The organism is Micromonospora sp. RTGN7 (assembly GCF_033804645.1).
Lineage (GTDB): Bacteria > Actinomycetota > Actinomycetes > Mycobacteriales > Micromonosporaceae > Micromonospora.
In genome coordinates this window covers 52,407-71,774 of the sequence record NZ_JAPZLF010000025.1, presented here as the reverse complement: position 1 = coordinate 71,774, position 19,368 = coordinate 52,407, and the positions used below count along the sequence as shown (strand labels likewise).

General features: G+C 72.7%; 15 protein-coding genes. 9 read left to right on the top strand and 6 right to left on the bottom strand.

The features are described 5' to 3' along the window. Nucleotides 1-42: 42 nt before the first annotated feature. From SNR22_RS26335 to SNR22_RS26325, 3 genes are all read left to right on the top strand, one after another. A complete protein-coding gene (locus SNR22_RS26335; RefSeq protein WP_413775713.1) occupies nt 43-1,413 on the top strand; it encodes a dipeptidase in 1,371 nt (456 codons plus the stop codon). Nucleotides 1,414-1,486: 73 nt separating this feature from the next. Further along, entirely contained in the window at nt 1,487-1,693 is a 207-nt protein-coding gene (locus SNR22_RS26330) for a hypothetical protein (RefSeq protein ID WP_320069351.1), read from the top strand. Between the two features lie 186 nt (nt 1,694-1,879). Continuing rightward, nucleotides 1,880-3,460 carry an ATP-dependent DNA ligase gene (locus SNR22_RS26325; RefSeq protein WP_320069350.1) on the top strand — a complete coding sequence of 527 codons (1,581 nt, stop codon included), beginning with the start codon at nt 1,880-1,882 and terminating at the stop codon, nt 3,458-3,460. A 22-nt stretch (nt 3,461-3,482) separates the two neighbouring features. On the opposite strand, the gene SNR22_RS26320 is transcribed toward SNR22_RS26325, so the two are convergent. The 3 genes from SNR22_RS26320 to SNR22_RS26310 all read right to left on the bottom strand — a co-directional run bounded on the left by SNR22_RS26320 (nt 3,483) and on the right by SNR22_RS26310 (nt 7,587). Further along, nucleotides 3,483-4,376, bottom strand: a complete 894-nt coding sequence (locus SNR22_RS26320; protein WP_320069349.1) for a hypothetical protein — start codon at nt 4,374-4,376, stop codon at nt 3,483-3,485. Between the two features lie 170 nt (nt 4,377-4,546). Further along, nucleotides 4,547-5,359: an SURF1 family protein gene (locus tag SNR22_RS26315; protein WP_320069348.1), complete on the bottom strand. Its 813-nt coding sequence runs from the start codon at nt 5,357-5,359 to the stop codon at nt 4,547-4,549. A gap of 95 nt (nt 5,360-5,454) precedes the next feature. Continuing rightward, nucleotides 5,455-7,587: a transglycosylase domain-containing protein gene (locus tag SNR22_RS26310; RefSeq protein ID WP_320069347.1), complete on the bottom strand. Its 2,133-nt coding sequence runs from the start codon at nt 7,585-7,587 to the stop codon at nt 5,455-5,457. Between the two features lie 133 nt (nt 7,588-7,720). Between SNR22_RS26310 and cobC the strand changes: the two genes are divergently transcribed. From cobC to cobA, 3 genes are read left to right on the top strand one after another with little or no spacing between them, the layout of a single operon-like run. Beyond that, nucleotides 7,721-8,803, top strand: coding sequence for an Rv2231c family pyridoxal phosphate-dependent protein CobC (gene cobC, locus SNR22_RS26305; protein ID WP_413775712.1), 1,083 nt, complete (start codon nt 7,721-7,723; stop codon nt 8,801-8,803). Beyond that, a complete protein-coding gene (gene cobT / locus SNR22_RS26300) occupies nt 8,803-9,915 on the top strand; it encodes a nicotinate-nucleotide--dimethylbenzimidazole phosphoribosyltransferase (protein WP_320069368.1) in 1,113 nt (370 codons plus the stop codon). Before cobC ends, cobT begins: the two co-directional genes overlap by 1 nt. Continuing rightward, nucleotides 9,912-11,171, top strand: coding sequence for a uroporphyrinogen-III C-methyltransferase (gene cobA / locus SNR22_RS26295; protein WP_320069345.1), 1,260 nt, complete (start codon nt 9,912-9,914; stop codon nt 11,169-11,171). Before cobT ends, cobA begins: the two co-directional genes overlap by 4 nt. A 172-nt stretch (nt 11,172-11,343) precedes the next feature. Here cobA and SNR22_RS26290 read toward each other — a convergent pair whose 3' ends face one another. From SNR22_RS26290 to SNR22_RS26280, 3 genes are all read right to left on the bottom strand, one after another. Then, nucleotides 11,344-11,898, bottom strand: a complete 555-nt coding sequence (locus SNR22_RS26290) for a M23 family metallopeptidase (protein WP_320069344.1) — start codon at nt 11,896-11,898, stop codon at nt 11,344-11,346. A gap of 186 nt (nt 11,899-12,084) precedes the next feature. Then, nucleotides 12,085-14,691 (bottom strand): trehalose-phosphatase, encoded by a 2,607-nt coding sequence (otsB, locus tag SNR22_RS26285; RefSeq protein WP_320069343.1) that lies wholly within the window; start codon nt 14,689-14,691, stop codon nt 12,085-12,087. Beyond that, on the bottom strand, nt 14,688-16,088 hold the full coding sequence (locus SNR22_RS26280; RefSeq protein WP_320069342.1) for a trehalose-6-phosphate synthase: 1,401 nt from the start codon (nt 16,086-16,088) through the stop codon (nt 14,688-14,690). Before SNR22_RS26280 ends, otsB begins: the two co-directional genes overlap by 4 nt. Nucleotides 16,089-16,435: 347 nt before the next feature. Here SNR22_RS26280 and ettA point away from each other — a divergent pair, with 347 nt between their 5' ends. From ettA to SNR22_RS26265, 3 genes are read left to right on the top strand one after another with little or no spacing between them, the layout of a single operon-like run. Then, nucleotides 16,436-18,112, top strand: a complete 1,677-nt coding sequence (gene ettA / locus SNR22_RS26275) for an energy-dependent translational throttle protein EttA (protein ID WP_320069367.1) — start codon at nt 16,436-16,438, stop codon at nt 18,110-18,112. Continuing rightward, nucleotides 18,105-18,563, top strand: a complete 459-nt coding sequence (locus SNR22_RS26270; RefSeq protein WP_320069341.1) for a thioesterase family protein — start codon at nt 18,105-18,107, stop codon at nt 18,561-18,563. Before ettA ends, SNR22_RS26270 begins: the two co-directional genes overlap by 8 nt. Next, a complete protein-coding gene (locus SNR22_RS26265) occupies nt 18,560-19,315 on the top strand; it encodes a hypothetical protein (RefSeq protein ID WP_320069340.1) in 756 nt (251 codons plus the stop codon). The genes SNR22_RS26270 and SNR22_RS26265 overlap by 4 nt, the downstream gene beginning before the upstream one ends. Nucleotides 19,316-19,368 lie beyond the last annotated feature (53 nt).

Here is a 19,368-nt window from a genome sequence, read left to right as displayed (position 1 = left end):
TGGGGCGGCCGGGGCGGGTAAGGCCGGCATACGATGCCGGCCATGACACTTTCGATCATGTCCGACGCCGAGGTATGGGCCGCCGTCGAGCGGGAACTGCCCGGCGTCCGGGCTGACCTGGAACGACTTGTCCGCATCCCCGGCATCGCCTTCGAGGGCTTCGACCACTCGCACGTCGAGCGGTCCGCCGAGGCCGTGGCGGAGCTGCTGCGCGGCTGCCACCTCGACGTGCGGATCGTGCGCTCCGGCGGGCAGCCTGCGGTGATCGGGAAGAAGGCCGCCCCGCCCGGCGCGCCGACCGTCCTGCTCTACGCCCACCACGACGTGCAGCCGGTCGGCGACCTGTCGCTGTGGGAGTCGGACCCGTTCGAGCCCGTCGAGCGGGACGGCCGCCTGTACGCCCGGGGCGCCGCCGACGACAAGGCCGGGATCATGGCGCACGTCGCGGCGCTGCGTGCCTTCGGCGACCAACTCCCGGTCGGCGTGGTCCTCTTCATCGAGGGCGAGGAGGAATACGGCTCGGACTCGCTGGAGCGGCTGCTCGCCGAGCACCGCGACGAGATCGCCTCGGACGTCATCGTGATCGCCGACTCCGCGAACTGGGACGTCGGCGTGCCGGCGCTGACCACCTCGCTGCGCGGCATCGTCAACTGCTTCGTCGAGGTCCGCACCCTGGACCACGCCGTGCACAGCGGCATGTTCGGCGGCGCGGTGCCGGATGCGCTGACCGCGCTGGCCCGGCTGCTGGCCACCCTGCACGACGACGCCGGTGACGTGGCGGTCGCGGGGCTGATCGGGCGCGAGGGCGCGGCCGTGGACTACCCGGAGGAACGGTTTCGGGCCGAGGCCGGGCTGGCCGAGGGCGTGTCGCTCATCGGTACCGGCCGGATCGCCGACCGGATCTGGACCAAGCCGGCGCTCGCCGTGCTCGGCATCGACGCCCCGGCCACCGGCGAGGCCCCGAACGCCCTGGTCCCGGCCGCGAAGGCCAAGCTGAGCGTGCGGCTGGCGCCGGGCGACGACCCGAAGCGGGCGTACGCGGCGCTTCAGGAGCACCTGACGAAGCACGCGCCGTGGGGCGCCCGGGTGACGGTGACGTTCGAGCACGACGGCGAGCCGTGCGTCATCGACGCCACCGGCCCGATGTTCGACGCGGCCCGCGACGCCTTCCGTACCGCCTGGGACGGCACCAGCCCGGTGGACATCGGCATCGGCGGCTCGATCCCGTTCATCGCCACCTTCCAGGAGATGTTTCCGCAGGCCGCGATCCTGGTGACCGGGGTCGAGGACCCGTACGCCCGGGCGCACGGCCCGAACGAGAGCCTGCACCTCGGCGAGTTCGCCCGGGTCTGCCGTGCCGAGGCGTTGCTGCTGGCCAGGGTGGCCGTCGCGGGTACGAACGGAGTCAGGTGACGAAACCGTAACGTCCCAGTTCATCGGGGTGTTCTCGGTGTGTCGAGTGATGCGCTGTTATAGCCTTTCGAACATGAGTACGAACGAGGTGATGACCCGGCTGGAGGCCGCCGTCAGCGCTCTGGGGGACGTGGACGTCTCCGCGTGGTCCGAGGACACGCTCAAGGAACGGATCGGCGATCTCTCCACGGCCCTGGTCGCGCTCGACGCGGTGCTCACCCGGGTCGCCGACGAGGTGCGCGCCCGCGGCCTGCGGATCGAGGAGCCCGTCCCGGTGTGAGTCCGCCACCCCGTCGGCCGGGCTCCGGCGCGGTTCGAAGGGGTGCGGCTCCGAGGGCCCGGAGCTTGTGCGGTCCTGAGCGGGGTGCGGCTCTGAGCGGGGTGGGCGGTGTCGACCGGAAGCGGCAACTTCCGGTGTGCGCCGCGTATCCCCAGCGGTGTCGGGGGTGGCTGGCAGGATGAACCCGTGCGGTTTCTCGACCTGGCGGCCACCTCCGCCGCCGTGGGTGCCACCAGCGGCCGGCGGGCCAAGGTGGAACTGCTCGCCGTGGCGTTGCGGGCGCTCGACCCGGCCGAGGTCTCGGCGGGCTCCGGCTGGCTCGCCGGTGAGCTGCGGCAACGCCAGACCGGGGTGGGCTGGGCCAGCCTGCACGACCTGCCCCCGCCGGCCGCCGAACCGACCCTGACCGTCACCGCGGTCGACGCCGCGATCGACGAGATCGCGGGGGTGCACGGTTCCGGTTCCCAGGCCCGGCGTCGGGCGCTCCTCGCTGCCCTCTTCGCCTCCGCCACCACCGACGAGCAGCGCATGCTGCGCGGGCTGTTCAGCGGCGAACTGCGCCAGGGTGCCCAGGCGGGGCTGCTCGCCGACGCGGTCGCCCGCGCCGCCGAGGTGCCGCTCGGCGCCGTCCGCCGGGCCCTGCTGCTCGCCGGTGACCTGCGGGCGGTCGCCGGGGCAGCCCTGCACGGCGGCGCGGGGGCGCTGGCCGAATTCGGGCTTCAGGTCGGCCGACCGCTCGCCCCGATGCTGGCGTCCAGCGCCCCCACGGTCGACGAGGCGCTGGCCGCGACCGGCGTCCCCGCCATGGTCGACGTGAAGCTCGACGGCATTCGCATCCAGGTGCACCGTTCCGGTTCCGACATCGCGGTCTTCACCCGCAGCCTGGACGAGATCACCGCCCGGGTGCCCGAGGTGGTCGCCGCCGTCCGGGCGCTGCCCGCCCGCGAGTTGGTGCTCGACGGTGAGGCGATCGGCCTCGACGAGACGGGCCGGCCGTTGCCGTTCCAGCAGACGTCCGGCCGGGCCGCCCGCCGGGCCACCCCGAGCCCCACCGGCCCCGCCCCCGTCGCCCCGGCCGTGCTCACCGCCGCCGAGACCACCGGTGGGGCCGTGCTCACGCCGTACTTCTTCGACCTGCTGCACCTCGACGGGGACGACCTCATCGACCGGCCCGGCCACCAACGGTGGGCGGCGCTGGCCGGCGCGGTTGATCCGGCGCTGCTGGTCGGCCGCGTGGAGGTCAACGGGCCGGAGCCGGCCGGGGCGGCCTTCGCCGCGGCCCTGGACGCCGGTCAGGAGGGGGTGGTGGTCAAGTCGTTCGACGCCCCCTACGATGCCGGCCGGCGCGGCGCGGCCTGGGTGAAGGTGAAGCCCCGGCACACCCTGGACCTGGTGGTCCTCGCGGTGGAGTGGGGCAGCGGCCGGCGCAGCGGATGGCTGTCGAACCTGCACCTCGGCGCGCGGGACCCGCGTACCGGTGACTTCGTCATGCTCGGCAAGACGTTCAAGGGACTCACCGACGAGATGCTGCGCTGGCAGACCGAGCGGTTCCTCGGCCTCGCCGTTGAGCGGGGCGACCGGGTGGTCCGGGTCCGCCCCGAGCAGGTCGTGGAGATCGCCTTCGACGGCGTGCAGACCAGTTCCCGGTATCCGGGCGGGATGGCGCTGCGCTTCGCCCGGGTGGTCCGCTACCGCGGCGACAAGGCCGCCGCCGAGGCGGACACGATCGACGCCGTTCGGGCCGTCCACGCCGGCCGCCGCACCTGACCGGCCGCCGCCCCCGGTGTCGTCAGGCCGTGGACAGGGACCGGGCGTAGTTGACCTGGTTGTTGAGGTGCATCACCTGGGCCTGGTCGGTGACGGGGATGCGAGCCACGTACTGCCGGTGGCCGCTGGTGACCGTGACCTGCACGGTCCCGTGGTGCCGGGTCTCCTTGATCAGCAGGAAGAGCAGGCTGAAGATGGTGAGGCAGAAGAAGCCGAGGATGGCGCAGACGAGCGCCCAGGTGGCGATCTTCTCCTCCCGCTGCCAGTAGTCGGCGACGTGCCACTGCGCCCCGGCCAGGGGCAGCACACCGGCGGGCGTACGGATCTCCGGTGGCGTCACCATGATCTCGCCGATCTGTACTGCCACCACGGACGGCGTCGCATACTGCGGCCCGAGGAGCGGGAGCCCCGTCTGCGGCGCGAGCATCGGCGGGTGCGGCCCGAGCCGGCCCACGGCTGGTGGGGCGGAGTACTGGGCGGGCGGTGCGGAGTACTGGGCGGGCGGTGCGGAGTACTGGTCCGGTGGGGCGGAGTACTGCGCGGGCGGTGCGGAGTACTGCGCGGGTGGGGCGAAATGCTGGGCCGGCGGCCCGGAGAGCTGGATCGGTGGGGCGGGGTGCTGGGCCGGGGGCACCGGGAAGTGGTCGGCCGGCGGTGCGGGGAACGCGGCGGTCGGCGCGATGGGCGGTGGCGTGGCGAGCGGGTCGGGCGTGGCGAGCGGGTCGGGCGTGGCCGGAAAACCGGCCGGCGGGGTCGAATACGTCGTCGACCGAGGGGTTACCGCCCACGGATCGGCCGACGGGTGCGTGGCCGTCACCGGCTCCGACGGATACTCCGGATGGGACGGGTCGGGGTGCGACGGGTCGGGGTGCGGCGGCGCTGGCTGGGACGGTGGCAGGCTGGGATCAGGAGTCACCGTGACCCCCAGGGGAGTTGATCACTCGGCGGAGACTACAACTTCCCGCCACGTTCCGGGATCCGCCGATCGTCCGTCGGCCGCTCGTGATCCGTTCCAGATCTTTTGACGTCGTGGTCCCGTCGACCATGACCAAGTCGACCATGACCTAGTCGATCACGTCGAGTCGATCATGACGGGGTCCGCTCGGCGGCCCGGTCGATCGGCAGGTGCGGCCCGTCCAGCCCGGCCATCCGGCGGGCCTCCCGCCGGGCCACCCAGCCGTAGCCGAAGAGCGTCATGGCGGCGAAGAGCCACCACTGCACCACGTAGCCGAGGTTCTGCCAGTTGTTGGTGTGCCCGATCGGCACCGCCCGGAACAGCGGGTCGGCCGTCGGCGTCTGCTCGTCCAGCAGGACGAACGCGCCGTGCACCGGGTACGGCAGCTCGCGGGCCAGCCGGGGCACGCCGATCCGTCGAGCCTCCAGCCGGCCCTCGCGCCGGCCGATGGCGCCGGTGCCGCTCTCGGTCGGGTGTACCCGACCCACCACGGTCACCTCGCCCGGGGGCACCGGCGGAAGCTGTGGCTGCGCCATGGCCCCGCCCGGGGCGGGCGGCACCCAGCCCTGATCCACCAGCACGGCCGTGCCGTCGGCGAGGACCAGCGGGGTGACCACCTCGAAGCCGACCCGGTTGTCGACGGTCCGGCCGCGCACCAGGACGATGTTCGCGGTGTCGTACCGGCCGGTCACGGTGACGCGGGTCCAGGTGGCCTCGTCGGCGGGAGCAGAGCCCGCGGTGCCGGCACCCCCGTTCGGGGCGGGCACGGCGTCCCGCAGCGGCACGGGATTCATCCGCTCGCCGGCGTCGATCCGCTCGTTGATCGCGGTCCGCCCTTGATAGCGGTCCAGCTGCCAGTTGCCGAGCAACACCATCACGGCCGCAGCGACCAGGGTCAGCGCGAGGATGCCCAGCCAGCGTGGCGTCAGGAGGAACCGGTACACGGGTCGAGGCTACCCGTATGACGGTCACCACTGGCCGCGGCGGGCCACCACGGCACCGGAGGCACCGGGCCGGGCAGGCGCCGTGATGACCGCGGTCAGCCCACGATCATGTCCGACGGTGGGGTGAACTGGCGGGTGGGTTGGCCTTTGAGGCCGTCGCGGAGGGTCTGTGCCACCGCGCCGATCGGGACCTGGGACTGGCCGTCACCCACCGCGTTGAACGGGTTGTCCGGGTCGGCGATGAAGCTCGCCGCCGCCAGCTCCGGGGTGTACCCGACGAACCAGGCCGATCGGGTGCTGTCCGTGGTGCCGGTCTTGCCGGCCACCGGCCGTCCCACGGTGTGCCGCACGCTGTCCGCCGTCGACCAGCCCCCACAGCTCCCCTTCGCCGGGGTGTCCCCGGTGGGGCAGCGTGCGGCGTCGGTGGCGGCCCGGGCCGCGTCCGCGCCGACCACCTGTCGGCAGCGCGGCTTGGCGACCTCCCGCTGGATCCCGCCGACTGTGCTGTACGTCGTCGGGGTGCCGTCCCGGTTGCTGATCGACTGCACCGGCACCGCCTCGCAGTACCGCCCGTCGGCGGCGATCGCGGCGTAGGCGTTCGCCATCTCCAGCGGGGTGGCGTCGGAGACGCCCAGGGTGAACGCGCCCCACTTCTTCGCCTTGTCCGGCGACGCGTGCTCCCGGTCGACGTCGGTGCGCCAGCGCAGCCCGAGCTGCTCGGCGAGCCGGACCGCCGCGTCGGCCCCGATCTTCTCCTCCAGTTGGACGAAGTAGGTGTTCACCGACTTGCCGAACCCGGACCACATGGTCTGCCGGCCGGTCATCGCCCCGCTGGCGTTGGACGGCGCCCACCCGTCGTACATCGCCGACCGGTACCGGTACGGCGAGTCGTAGGCGGTGGACAGCGGCATCCCGGCGTTGAGTGCGGCCAGCATCGGGAACATCTTGAACGTCGATCCGGCCTGGTAACCGGCGAGGTCGCCGCCGCCGAGCAGCGGTGCCACCGTGTTCGGGAAGTTCGCCTTCACCTTCGGCCCCGCCTCGGGGTTGGAGCTGGCCTGGTTCTCGCTGATGTCCAGCGAGTACGTCCGGTTGACCGCCATCGCCTTCACCCGTCCGGTGCCGGGCTCGGAGACCACGATGCCGTTGGCGAACGGGCTGCCGGTGTTCTCCTTGGCCCCGACGTTCTTCTCGGCCGCCGCCTGGATCTTCGGGTCGATGCTGAGCACGATCCGGTAACCGCCCCGGCGCAGTCGGTCCATCCGTTCGAGCCGGTTCTCGCCGAACGCCGGCTGAGAGCTCCACCAGTTCTTCAGGTAGTCGCAGGCGAAGCCCCAGGTGTTGTACTGCTGGGGCAGCGCGGCGCAGTCGTTCGTCGGGTCGGTCAGCCGCAGCCGGATCGGCTCGGACTTCGCCACCGCCGCGGCGTCGGGCGAGAGGTAGCCGAGTTGGGACATCCGGTCCAGCACGTAGTTGCGCCGCCCGGTGGCGTCCTTCTGGTCGGAGGTCACCGGGTCGAACTCCGACGGGGACTTGACCAGGCCGGCGAGGGTGGCCGCCTCTCCCGGGGTGAGGGTGGCCGGCGTCTTGGAGAAGAAGATCTGCGCGGCGGCGTAGATGCCGTACGCGCGGTGACCGAAGTACGCGGAGTTGAGGTAGCGCTCCATGATCTGCTCCTTGCTCAACTCCTTCTCCACGTCCAGGGCCATCCGCATCTCCTTGACCTTGCGCAGGCTGTTCTGCTGGGTGGCCTCCTGGACCTCCTTGGGGGTCCGGGCGCTGTCCCGCAGGGCCATCCGGACGAACTGCATGGTCAGGGTCGACGCACCCTGGGACACTCCGCCGGAGCGGGAGTTGGCCACGAAGGCCCGGGCGACGCCCTTCGGGTCGACGCCGTGGTGCTGGTAGAAGCGACTGTCCTCGGCGGAGACGATGGCCTGCTGGATGTTCGGGGACATGTCCGACAGCTTCGTGTAGCGCCGGTACTCCTCGTAGAACATCGTCAGCACGGTCTTGCCGTCCGGCGCGTACAGGTACGAGGTCTCGGCAGGCAGCGCGGTGCGCAGGACGTCCGTCTTCTGCTCCACGGCGTGCGCGGTCGCCTTGGCGCCGAGGCCGGTGAGGGCCGCCAGCGGATAGAGGGCTCCGGCGATCACGATGCCGGCGATCAGTCCGGCGCGCAGGAGAGGGACGAGACGACCAGTACCAGCAAGGGGTCGGTTGCTCACAGGGTCAAGCTATGACATTTCCGATTCGGAAATGAGAAGAACTCGTAAACGGGAGGGCAGGTGACCGGGTGGTGACGCGGCCCACGCCGGGATGCGCTGTCCCGCACGGCGGCTTCCCGGCAGGATCGCGGACATGCGTGCTCCGCTGCTGCCGACCTCCCCCGCCGGGGACGACCCGGATCTCCGCCACCACGGGGACGCCGAGGTCGGCGACGGCCTGGTCGACCTCGCGGTCAACGTGCGCCGGGCCCCGATGCCGGACTGGCTGGCCGCCCCGATCACCGCAGCCCTGGGCGAGCTGGCCGCGTACCCGGACCCCCGGCCGGCGCGCGCCGCCGTTGCCGCCCGGCACGGGCGTCCCCCGGAGGAGGTACTGCTCACCGCCGGGGCCGCCGAGGGGTTCGTGCTGCTCGCCCGGGCCCTGACCGGGGCACACCGGCCGGTGGTCGTGCACCCCCAGTTCACCGAGCCGGAGGCCGCCCTGCGGGCCGCCGGGCACCGCGTCGAGCGGGTGCTGCTCGACCCGGCGGAGGACTTCCGGCTCGACCCCGCCCGGGTGCCGGACGACGCCGACCTCGTCATGATCGGCAACCCGACCAACCCCACCTCCGTGTTGCACCCGGCCGTCGGGCTCGCCGCGCTGGCCCGCCCCGGCCGGGTCCTCGTCGTCGACGAGGCGTTCGCCGACACCACCGCCGCGCCCGGCGTACCCGGCGAGCCCGAGTCCCTGGCCGCCCGGCGCGACCTGCCCGGCCTGGTCGTGGTGCGCAGCCTCACCAAGACCTGGGGGCTGGCCGGGCTGCGGATCGGCTACCTGCTCGGCGAGGCCCCGCTGCTGGCCCGGCTCGCCGAGGCGCAGCCGCTCTGGGCCGTCTCCACCCCGGCGCTCGCCGCCGCCACCGCCTGCGCGTCCCCGACCGCCGTCGCCGCCGAGCGCGCGATCGCCGCCGAGCTGGCCGCCGACCGCGACCACCTGGCCGCCCGCCTGTCGGCCCTTGCCGGGGTACGCGTCGCGGGCCGCCCGGCCAGCGCCTTCGTCCTCGTCCACCTCGACGGCGCGGCCGAGGTGCGGCAGCGCCTGCGCGAGCGCGGCTGGGCGGTACGCCGGGGCGACACCTTCCCCGGCCTCGGTCCCGACTGGCTGCGGGTGGCCGTCCGCGACAGGGTGACCACCGACGCGTTCACCGAGGTGCTCGCGGAGATCCTGGAGGCATGATGCTCGAGTCCACGATTGCGGCGATCCGGCCGCTCGACGAGCCGGCGATGGTTGCTGCCGGGGAGCTCCAGGGCCGGCTCACCAAGCCGCCCGGCTCGCTGGGTGCCCTGGAGGAGCTCTCCGTGCGGCTCGCCGGGCTGGCCGGGGTCTGCCCGCCGCCGCTGCCCCAGCCGGCCGCGGTGGCGATCTTCGCCGGCGACCACGGCGTGCACGCCCAGGGCGTGACCCCCTGGCCGCAGGAGGTGACCGCGCAGATGATCGGCAACTTCCTGGCCGGCGGGGCGGTGGTCAACGCGTTCGCCCGGCAGGCCGGCGCCTCGGTCACCGTGGTCGACGTCGGCGTCGCCACCCCGCTGCCGTCCACCCCGCTGCCGTCCGCCCCGTCGGCCCGCCCCGCGACCCCCGGCGGCCAGCCGATCGCCGGGCCGCCCCGCCTCGTGTCGGCGAACGTGCGGCGCGGCACCCGGGACCTCGCCGTCACCGCCGCCCTCACCCGCGACGAGGCCCGGGCCGCCGTGGAAACCGGCATCCGCATCGCCCGCGAGCTGATCGACGCCGGGGCCGGCATCCTGCTCACCGGGGACATGGGCATCGGCAACACCACCCCCGCCGCCGCGCTCATCGCCGCGTTCACCGGAGTCGACCCGGCCGAGGCGACCGGCCGGGGCACCGGCGTGGACGACCCGACGTACGCGCGGAAGATCGAGGTGGTCCGGGCCGCGCTGGCCCGGCACGCCCCCGACCCGGCCGATCCGTTGGGCGTGCTCGCCGCAGTCGGCGGCCTGGAGCACGCCGCCCTGACCGGGCTGATCCTCGCCGCCGCCGCCCGGCGCGTCCCGGTGCTGCTCGACGGGGTGATCGCGGTCAGTGCTGCGCTTGCCGCCGCCGCGTTCGCCCCGGACGCCGTGGGCGCGATGGTCGCCGGGCACCGCTCCGCCGAGCCGGGCGCCACCGCCGCGCTGCGTCACCTCGGGCTCGACCCGCTGATCGACCTCGGGCTGCGCCTCGGTGAGGGCACCGGCGCGCTGCTCGCTCTGCCGGTGGTCACCGGCGCGGTTCGGGTGCTGCACGAGGTGGCGACCTTCGACTCGGCCGGGGTGGCCGAGAAGTGAGCAACCCGTACCCGCTGGGGTTGCGGCTGGCCGGGCGGCGGGTGGTCGTGGTGGGCGGGGGAGCGGTAGCCACCCGGCGGGTGCCGGCGCTGCTCGACGCCGGCGCGGACGTCCTGCTCGTCTCGCCGGAGCTGACCCCGGCGCTGCGGGCCCACGTCGACGCCGGGCGGCTGCGTTGGGAGGCACGCCGCTTCGCCCCTGCCGACCTCGACGGCGCCTGGCTGGTCCAGGCCGCCATCGACGATCCGGTGGCCGCCGAGGCGGTCAGCGCCGCCGCCGCCGAACGCCGGATCTTCTGCGTCCGCGCCGACGACCGGGTCGCCGCCAGCGCCTGGACCCCGGCCGTCACCCGGCACGGCCCGGTGACGGTCGCCGTCCTCGGCGGCGGCGATCCCCGCCGCGCCATGTCGGTCCGCGACGCCATCCGCGCCCTCCTGAGCGCAAGGAAGGGCACCCTGTTAACGGATTCGGTAGAGGAGGGGCCCGCTGTTGACACCCCCGGACGGGGTGAGCCCGCCGTCGACCGGGCGCCCGGGCGGGTGGCGCTCGTCGGGGCCGGACCGGGTGACCCGGAGCTGATCACCGTGAAGGGGTGGCGGCTGCTCACCGAGGCCGACGTGGTGGTCGCCGACCGGCTCGTGCCCGGGCTGCTCCTCGACGAACTGCGCGCGGGCGTCGAGCTGGTGGACGCCTCGAAGATCCCGTACGGGCCGTTCCGAGCCCAGGAGGAGATCAATCGGATCCTCGTCGACCGGGCCCTGGCCGGCGCGTTCGTGGTCCGGCTCAAGGGCGGCGACCCGTACGTCTTCGGCCGGGGCGGCGAGGAGTTGCTGGCCTGCGCGGCGGCCGGGGTGCCGGTGACCGTGGTTCCCGGGGTGACCAGCGCGATCGCCGTCCCGGCAGCGGCCGGCATCCCGGTCACCCATCGCGCGGTGGCGCACGAGTTCACCGTCGTCTCTGGGCACGTCGCGCCCGACTCGCCGGCCTCGCTGGTGCGCTGGGAGGCCCTCGCCGGGCTTCGCGGCACGCTGGTGATCCTGATGGGGCTGAAGAACCTGGCCGCGATCACCGCGACGCTGCTCACCCACGGCCGCCCTGCCGAGACCCCGGCGGCGGTCGTGCAGGAGGGCACGACCGGCGGGCAGCGGGTGCTCCGGTCGACGCTCGGGGCGGTGGCCGCCGACGCGGTCGCCGAGGGGATCCGGCCGCCGGCCGTGGTGGTCGTCGGTGACGTGGTGGGCGTGCTCGACGGCTGAGCCGGGCTTAGCGGCTGAGCCGGGGCTTAGCGGCTGAGCGGGGGCTTAGCGGCTGAGCCGGCCGGCGGCTGATCAGAGCCTCCCCGCCGTGGGCGGCAGCCCAGCCGTGCCGGGTGTTAAGAGGGGCCCCCTGCTATACCGAAAGCGTTAACAAGGTGCCCCTCCTTACACCTCAGGCGCGGGTGTTGACGCTTACGGGCCAGGAGCCGGTGGGCGGGGACCAGCCCTGGAGCGAGGCGGGGATGCCCACCCGGGTGTTGCAGTTGATGATCTGGAAGTGCAGGTGCGCGCCGGTGGCGTTGCCGGTGGCGCCCGACGAGCCGATGACCCGGCCCTGCGGGACCCAGTCGCCGGTGTTGTAGATCGCCTGGTTCAGGTGGATGTAGTGGCTGCACTGGCCGTTCGAGTGCCGGATCATCACCTCGATGCCGTTGCCCGGGTACACCGACCAGTTCGAGATGAGGACGGTGCCCGCCTGCACGGCGGAGACCTCGTACCAGGCCGGGAGCCCGAAGTCCCAGGCGTACTCGTTGTAGGGGCCGACGTGCGAGTAGGTGCCCTCCGGCCCCTGGGTCACCCGGTAGGACTCACCCGCCGGATAGGGCAGCTCGTAGTAGTAGTTGGCGGCCGAGGCCGGCGCGGGCCCGGCCACCACGACCCCGGCGACCATCAGCGCGGCGCTCAGCGCCGCACCCACCCCGCGCAGGGCCTTCGTCACTCTCTTCACTAGGGCATCTCCCGTCCTGGTACGGCAAGAATTCGGCCTCGTCGATCTCGACGTCACCGTGCGCAGCCAAACAGGGCAAGTGGTGGATGTCAATTGATAGGGGGGTCCTGCTGGGGTGGGGTAGGGGCCCCCGCACACACGACGACGGCCGGAGAAGTGGATCTCCGGCCGTCGTCGTGCGTCAGCTCAGTGCTTGAGCATGTTGTCCAGCAGCAGGGCACAGCGGATCAGGCCGAGATGGCTGTACGCCTGCGGGTGGTTGCCCAGCCCGCGCTCGGCCAGCGGGTCGTACTGCTCGGGGAGCAGCCCCGTCGGGCCCGCCGTGTCGATCATCTGGGTGAACAGCTCCTCCGCGTCGGTGCGCCGACCGGTGCGCAGGTACGCCTCGATCAGCCACGCCGTGCAGATGTGGAAGCCGCCCTCGCGCCCGGGCAGGCCGTCGTCCCAGTGGTACCGGTAGACGACCGGGCCGCTGCGCAGGTCCGCCTCGATCTTCAGCACCGTGGAGAGGAAGCGCGGGTCATCGCCCGGGAGCAGCCCGGAGAGGCCGATCCACAGGGAGGAGGCGTCCATGTCCTCGTCGCCGTACGCGACGCTGTACGCCTGCGCGTCCTCGTGCCAGCCATACTCCAGCACGTTGGCGCCGATCCGGTCGCGAAGCTCCACCCACTCTTCCCGGTTCTCCCCGCCGTGCTGGCGCACCACGTGCAGTGCCCGGTCGACGGTCATCCAGCACATCACCTTGGAGAAGATGTGGTGCCGGGGAGGGAGGCGGGCCTCCCAGATGCCGTGGTCGGGCTCGTGCCAGCGGCGGCGGACCGCCTCGACCATGTTCTCCAGCACCCGCCACTCGTCCTCGCGGACCGAGCCCCGGGCGTCGGCGACGGCGGCGATCAGGTCGGCGATCGGGCCGAACACGTCGAGCTGGAGCTGGTGGTTGGCCAGGTTGCCGACCCGTACCGGCCGGGAGCCGGCGTACCCGGGCAGGGTGTCGATGACCGCCTCGGCGCCCAGCTCGTACCCGTCGACCGTGTAGAGCGGGTGCAGCCGCTCGGGGTGGCCGCCGGTGCGCTCGATACAGCCGTCCACCCAGCGCAGCAGCCCCTCGGCCTCCTCGATGGAGCCGAGGTCGACCAGCGCCCGCGCGGTCATCGACGCGTCGCGCAGCCAGCAGTACCGGTAGTCCCAGTTGCGGACGCCGCCCAGCTCCTCGGGGAGCGAGGTGGTCGCCGCAGCGAGGATCGACCCGCTCGCCTCGTGGCAGAGCCCGCGCAGGGTCAGGGCGCTGCGGGCGACCAGGTCCCGGGCGGTGGTGGGCAGCCGCAGCGAGGCCACCCAGTCCTTCCACGGCTGCTCGGCAGCGGCCTGCCGCTCGTGGATGGGCAACCGGTGGTGCTCCAGGCTGTGCGTGCTGAAGCGCAGCTCCAGCACCACCTGCCCGCCGGCTGCGGAGAGGTCCACGACAGCCTTGGCCGTCTCGTACCCGCCGTCGCTGCTGACCTGCCACTCGACGCCGGGGGAGTAGAGCGCGACCGGCTCGTTGGAGCCGAGCACGAGCAGCCCGTCGCCGACCGGCTGGAGCTGGGTGGCCACCTGGCCGAACTCGGGCCTGGGCGCGAACTCCACCCGGACCCGCCCGGAGCCGGTGAGCACCCGGATCAGGGTCGAGTCGCCGGCGATGACCGGCGGGCCGTCCGGGGTGGTATCCCGGGACGGCTTGTCCAGCCAGTCGGTGACCGTGAGGCCCGACCAGCGGGTCTCCACCGTCATCGTGCCGGAGCGGTAGCGCTGGCCGAGCGGAATGCCACCGCGCTCCGGGGCGACGCTGAAGTGCCCGGCGGGGCTGCCGCCGACCAGGTCGGCGAAGATCGCCGCCGAGTCCGGCTTGGGGTGGCAGAGCCAGGTGACCTTCGCCTCGGGGGTGAGCAGCGCGATGGTACGCCCGTTGGCGAGCATCGAGTGCCGCTCGATCGGCACGGCCCGCTCGCCGAAGAGCCAGTGCCGCCGGGTCTCCAGCAGCAGACCCAGCGCCCGGGCAGCCTCGATCGGCTCGGTGACCCGGTAGTCGGCCTTCGTGTCGCCGAGCCCGATCTTGATGCCGAGGTCCGGGCCGCTGAGGTTGCCGAAGGCGTTCTCATCGGTGACGTCGTCGCCGATGAAGAGCACCGCGCTGGCCGAGAGCTGGGCGCGGAGCTGGTCGACGGCGGTGCCCTTGTGGGTCGCCACCACCGACAACTCGATGACCTCCTTACCCCGGGTGACGGTCACGCCGTCCCAGGTGGCGGGGCCGTTCTCGACGGCCGCTGCGGCGGCGGCAGCCACCTGCGGGTCGAGCCCGCGGGTGTGCACCGCGACGCTGGCCGGCTTGCGTTCCAGCCGGACACCCGGGTGGGTGTTGGCGATCTCGCGTAGCGCTTCGCGCAGCCGGGTGCGTACGGCGATCAGCTCCGGGGAGAGCCGCTCGACGAAGCCGATGTCGAACTCGGAGCCGTGGCTGCCGACGAGGTGCACCTCGCTGGGTAGCCGGGAGAGCGTGGCCAGGTCGCGTAGCGCCCGGCCGGAGACCACAGCCACCGTGGTCTGCGGCAGCGCGGCGAGCGCCCGGACGGCCGCGACCGACTCGGGCAGCGGCACGGCCTTGCTCGGGTCCTCCACGATCGGCGCGAGGGTGCCGTCGTAGTCGCAGGCGACGAGGAGTTGGGGGACCCGGGCTATCCGGCCGATGGCGGCCCGAAGCTCGGGATCCAACACTCCTGCGGCCAAGGCCGCCCCGTCATGGACGGACGTGTTCACGCAGCCTCCGAATCGGGGACACCAAGCTCGGTGAGGAACGACTTCGCCCAGTGCCCCACATCGTGGGTGCGCAGGTGCCGCTGCATGACACGCATGCGCCGGCGGGCCTCGGGCTTCTCGACATGCACGGCCTTGAGCAACGCGTCCTTGACGGCGTCAGGATCGTGCGGATTACACAAAAATGCCTGGCGCAGCTCGGTGGCTGCGCCGGCGAACTCACTGAGCACGAGCGCGCCACCCAGGTCGGCGCGCGATGCGACGTACTCCTTGGCCACTAGATTCATTCCGTCTCGAAGGGGGGTCACCATCATTACGTCGGCGGCCACGTACATCGCCGCCAGTTCACTGCGACTGTACGACTGATGCAGGTAGTGCACCGCAGGCACGCCCACCCTTCCGAACTCGCCGTTGATCCGGCCGACTTCACGTTCGACCTTGACACGGAGCGCCTGGTAGTGCTCCACCCGCTCCCGGCTCGGCGTGGCGACCTGCACCATGACGGCGTCCGGCACGGTCAGCTTGCCGTCGGCGAGCAACTCGCGGAAGGCCTTGAGCCGGAGCTCGATGCCCTTCGTGTAGTCCAGCCGGTCGACGCCCAGGATGATCGTCTTCGGGTTGCCCAGCTCCTCGCGGATCTGCTTGGCCCGGGCCTGGATCGCCGGGTCCTCGGCCAGCCGCTCCATCTCCCTGGTCTCGATCGAGATGGGGAAGGCGCCCGCCTTCACCTGACGGCCGTCGACCTGGATCATCTGCCCCTCGTAGCGCAGCCCGAGCAGGTGCCGGGCCAGCCGGACGAAGTTCTGCGCGGCCAGCCGCTGCTGGAAGCCGACCAGGTCCGCGCCGAGCAGCCCGCGCAGGATCTCGGCGCGGAACGGCATCTGCATGAACAGCTCGATCGGCGGGAACGGGATGTGCAGGAAGAAGCCGATCCGCAGGTCAGGGCGGAGCTCGCGGAGCATCGCCGGCACCAACTGGAGCTGGTAGTCCTGCACCCAGACCGTCGCGCCCTCTGCCGCGACCTCCGCAGCGGCCTCCGCGAACCGCGCGTTGACCAGCCGGTACGCCTCGCGCCAGCGGCGCTTGTACGCCGGGGTCTCCACCGCGTCGTGGTAGAGCGGCCAGATCGTCGCGTTCGACTGGCCCTCGTAGTAGCGCTCCAGCTCCTCGGCGCTCAGCGGCACCGGGTGCAGCCGGATTCCCTCCAGGTCGAACGGCTCGGGGGCGGCGCCGGTGCCGCCGGCCCAGCCGACCCAGGTGCCCTGCTGTTCGACGAGAACGGGGTGCAGCGCGGTGACCAGGCCGCCGGGGCTGCGACGCCACTGGCGCCCCTCCGGGGTGTTCACCTCGTCGACCGGTAGTCGGTTCGCCACTACGACAAAGGAACTGCGGACGGTCACGATCGGCCACCTCCGGGTGCTGACGGGTCCACCGCGTTCGAGCGTACTGAGCGTAGCCGCGGCCTCTGATGCCTCGTGTCGCAGTTAGGTACCCGTCCCACAATCGCCGAACCGTGAAGGTGATCACGGCGCCCACCTCGACCGGGGCTCGGTGATCGGCCGAGGTGGCTTCTCGGCGTACCCCCTGGGCGGGGTGATGTGGGCGCGGCGGGCCGTACCTGTCAGGATTGAGGATGGCCTGCGGTGGGCCTGGCTCCGGCCGGCGGCGACGAGCGGCACCTTCGGAGCCCGCGCCGCGCCCGCACCGCAGGCCTCGAAGATCACAACCTATGGAGGTAGCCCGCACCGTGGCCCAGTACATCTACGTCCTGGAAAAGGCGCGCAAGGCGCACGGCGACAAGGTCGTGCTCGACAATGTGACGCTGAGCTTCCTGCCGGGGGCCAAGATCGGTGTGGTCGGCCCGAACGGCGCCGGTAAGTCCAGCCTCCTCAAGATCATGGCAGGGCTGGACAAGCCGAGCAACGGCGAGGCCCGGTTGATGCCCGGCTACACCGTCGGCATGCTCGCCCAGGAGCCCCCGCTCAACGATGCCAAGACCGTCCTCGGCAACGTCGAGGAGGCGGTCGCGGGAACCAAGGCCAAGCTGGAGCGGTTCAACTCCATCGCCGAGCAGATGGCGACGGACTACTCCGACGAGCTGATGGAGGAGATGGGCAAGCTCCAGGAGGAGCTGGACCATCTCGACGCCTGGGACATCGACTCCAAGCTCGAACTGGCCATGGACGCGCTGCGCTGCCCGCCGCCGGACGCCGACGTGACGCAGCTCTCCGGTGGTGAGCGCCGTCGGGTGGCACTCTGCAAGCTGTTGCTGGAGGCGCCCGACCTGCTGCTGCTCGACGAGCCCACCAACCACCTGGACGCGGAGAGCGTCTCCTGGCTGGAGCAGCACCTGGCCAAGTACCCGGGCACCGTCATGGCGATCACCCACGACCGGTACTTCCTGGACAAGGTGGCCGGCTGGATCCTGGAGCTGGACCGCGGCCGGGCCATCGGCTACGAGGGCAACTACTCCACCTACCTGGAGAAGAAGGCCGCCCGACTGGCCGTCGAGGGGCGCCGCGACGCCAAGATGAAGAAGCGGCTCACCGAGGAACTGGAGTGGGTCCGCTCCAACGCCAAGGCGCGGCAGACCAAGTCCAAGGCCCGCCTCGACCGGTACGACGAGATGGCCACCGAGGCGGAGAAGACCCGCAAGCTCGACTTCGAGGAGATCCAGATCCCGCCGGGCCCGCGCCTGGGCAGCACGGTGATCGAGGCGCAGAACCTGAGCAAGGGCTTCGGTGACCGCCTGTTGATCGACAACCTCTCGTTCTCGCTGCCGCGCAACGGCATCGTCGGCATCATCGGCCCCAACGGCGTCGGCAAGACCACCCTGTTCAAGACCATCGTCGGGCTGGAGCAGCCGACCAGCGGCGAGGTCCGGGTCGGCCCTACCGTCAAGCTGTCGTACGTCGACCAGAACCGGCAGGGCCTCGACGGCGACAAGAGCGTCTGGGAGATCGTCTCCGACGGCCTGGACTACCTCATGGTGGGCAAGGTCGAGATGCCGTCGCGGGCGTACATCGCGGCGTTCGGGTTCAAGGGGCCGGACCAGCAGAAGCCGACCAAGGTGCTCTCCGGCGGCGAGCGCAACCGGCTCAACCTGGCGCTGACCCTGAAGATCGGCGGCAACGTCCTCCTGCTCGACGAGCCGACCAACGACCTGGACGTGGAGACCCTGTCCAGCCTGGAGAACGCGCTGCTGGAGTTCCCCGGCTGCGCCGTGGTCATCTCCCACGACCGGATGTTCCTCGACCGGGTCTCCACGCACATCCTGGCCTGGGAGGGCGACGAGCAGGACCCGGCGAAGTGGTTCTGGTTCGAGGGCAACTTCGACGCGTACGAGAAGAACAAGGTCGATCGGCTTGGCGCCGAGGCGGCCCGCCCGCACCGGGTGACCTACCGCAAGCTCACCCGTGACTGACAGGTTCGTCTACCACTGCACGCTGCGCTGGTCCGACCTGGACGCGTACGGCCACATCAACAACTCGCGCTTCCTCACCCTGTACGAGGAGGCGCGGGTGGCGTTGATGTTCGCCGGCGGCCGGGCCTGGGGGGTGGGCTCGTTCGCCGACGGGGTGGTCATCCGTCGGCACGAGGTCGACTACCTGCGCCCGGTCGACTACGCCCTGGGCCGGGCCACCGCGGAGGCCGCCCCCACCGTCCGGATCGAGCTGTGGGTGGAGGAGATCCGGGCCTCCCGGTTCACCGTCGGCTACGAGCTGTACGACGGCGACACGCTGGCCAGCACCGCCCGTTCGGTGCTGGTCCCGTTCGACCTGGTCGCCAAGCGGCCCCGGCGGATCACCGACGAGGAGCGGGCCTTCCTGCTCGCGTACGCGCCGGGGGTCGGCCCGGCCGGGGTGCCGGCGTGAGCGGCCCGGTGCGCCCGCCCGGGGCCGACCTGGCCGGCGGCGGGCACCGGCTGGCCGGGGTGGCCGACGCGGGCGCGTTCCTGGCCCGGCTGGTCCGGCTCGACCCGGCGGCGCTGGTCCGGCTCCGCCCGGCCGGGGCGACCGGCCGCACGGCGCTCTGGGCCCGGCTGCCGTGGGGTGTGCTGGCTGTCCGGACGGTGGATGGCGCCGGGTACGGCGACGTGACGGTCGCCGCCCGGGAGTTGCTGGCCGGGCTGGCGGCCGGCGAGGACGCCCTGCCGGCCCGGCGGGACACGCAGTGGCACTGGCCGTTGCCGCCGTCAACGAGCCGGCCGGTGGAGGCGTTGCCGGCCGGGGAGCTGTGGCGGATCGCCGAAGCGGCGGCGGGGACGCTGCGGGAGGCCGCCGCACAGGGGGTGGCCGGCCGGGCGGTCGGGCAGCGGGCCCTGCGCGACGCCCTGCTCGACCACGTGGCGGTGGTGGTCACCCCGGACGACCCACCCGGCCCGCCGGTCGAGATCGCCCAGCGGTTGGTTCAGGGGTTGGTCCGGATGGGCTTCCTGGGCCGCCCCGGCAGCGCCGCCGGGCCCGCCAGGCCCGCCGCGCCGGCCGCTCCCGACGCGGCCGGCGGCGATGTCCAGGTGCGAGTGGCCGGCCGATGGGTCAGCCTGGTGGGACCATACGGAGCCGTGTGGTCGCAGAAGGTTGCGGATCTCGCCGTCACACCGCTCGGGACTCAGCCGAAAGTATGACCGGTGGTCGTTCTTCTGGCCCGGGGCTACCGTTGGGGGGATGCTTCAACCCG

Excerpts from the sequence above, each read along its gene's own strand:
- SNR22_RS26335 (WP_413775713.1), top strand. The coding sequence starts at position 43 with ATGACACTTTCGATCATGTCCGACGCCGAGGTATGGGCCGCCGTCGAG.
- SNR22_RS26330 (WP_320069351.1), top strand. The coding sequence starts at position 1,487 with ATGAGTACGAACGAGGTGATGACCCGGCTGGAGGCCGCCGTCAGCGCT.
- cobC (WP_413775712.1), top strand. The coding sequence starts at position 7,721 with ATGCGTGCTCCGCTGCTGCCGACCTCCCCCGCCGGGGACGACCCGGAT.
- cobT (WP_320069368.1), top strand. The coding sequence starts at position 8,803 with ATGCTCGAGTCCACGATTGCGGCGATCCGGCCGCTCGACGAGCCGGCG.